General features: G+C 40.8%; 1 protein-coding gene. It reads left to right on the top strand.

Translation table 11 applies throughout. The features are described 5' to 3' along the window. The coding region (locus QUB61_RS39620; protein WP_333190480.1) for a hypothetical protein at positions 1 to 875 on the top strand (875 nt) is incomplete at its 5' end. Between the last annotated feature and the right edge of the window lie 234 nt (positions 876 to 1109).

The raw sequence follows: 1109 nt of genomic DNA, 5'->3' as shown, positions 1-1109 counted from the left end.
ACACAGCGAGTCAAGTTTGGGGAGCTATCAAAAAAGGGGTGCAAACGGTTATTGAATTTGGCAAAAAAATATGGGAAGGAGGAAAAGAGTTACTCGCTGCTATCTCGCGAGGTGATTGGGGGTTATTTGCACAGTGGTTAAAAGATGATCCACTAAGTTTCCTTGCAGGTGGCGCGGCAGTTGCCGTGGCGGGGTGGTTTATTGGTAGTGCCACAGGACTAACAGCTCTTGCTAGTGGTGGTATTGCCTCAATGTGGAGTGCTTTAGGAAGTATTAAGTTAGGTGGTGTTGCACTCGGGGCGATGCTTCCTACCCTTCAACAAGCAATCGTAGGCACAACAAACACAATTATTAATGTTGATTGGTTGCAATCTGACAACGCAATTCTTGCTGAATTAAAAAGCGTTCACTCAGCTTTTATGAATACATTTGGCGAAAGTGTTGGCAGGTTACTTGTAGGGATGTTTTTGGGGGGCGGGAAAACCAACCCTAAATTGACACTAAATGTTACAGGAGCAGCCGCAGTTTCAATTCAAGCAGAGCAAGACACGGGGAATAGCATAACCGAAGAAATTATTGATGAATTATCAAATCTTACAAATGCCTTCATCCGATACGCTCGCAACCTTGCTTTTAAAGTGGGTTACACGAACCTGCGAAAATATGCCCGAGAAAATATTCGGACGGGCATAAAAGCAATCGATGATAAAATTGCGAATTGGGGATTACAGGAAGGACAATCGTTTGTAATCAATCAAAAAGTTGATGATAAACTTGAAAAAATTACTGAAACTAATCCTGATTTAGGTAATTTTCTGGAAGGACTTAAAGAGGGTGCGCTTGATGGATTTAATGAGTTTGTTGTCATGAAGTGACTCAAGTGTATTTTCTGGCTTAGCCGCCTAACACGGGCGGCTATTTGTGAAAACGAAAGCAGAAACACCAAAAGATGGATACAGTTAACTTACACGTAAACAAATGACTGAAGAAACAAAAACATATCCATTGCGACTTAAAACTGATTATGTACCTGGTACAATAATTGAATTTTGTCACTTTAGAGATATAAGCTTAGAAGCTACCGAAAAAACTGCTATATACCTTGAAAC

This window comes from Microcoleus sp. C2D2 (genome assembly GCF_036702495.1).
GTDB lineage: Bacteria > Cyanobacteriota > Cyanobacteriia > Cyanobacteriales > Microcoleaceae > Microcoleus.
The sequence above is the reverse complement of the archived record's forward strand: the minus strand, read 5'-3'. Positions and strand labels throughout refer to the sequence as shown.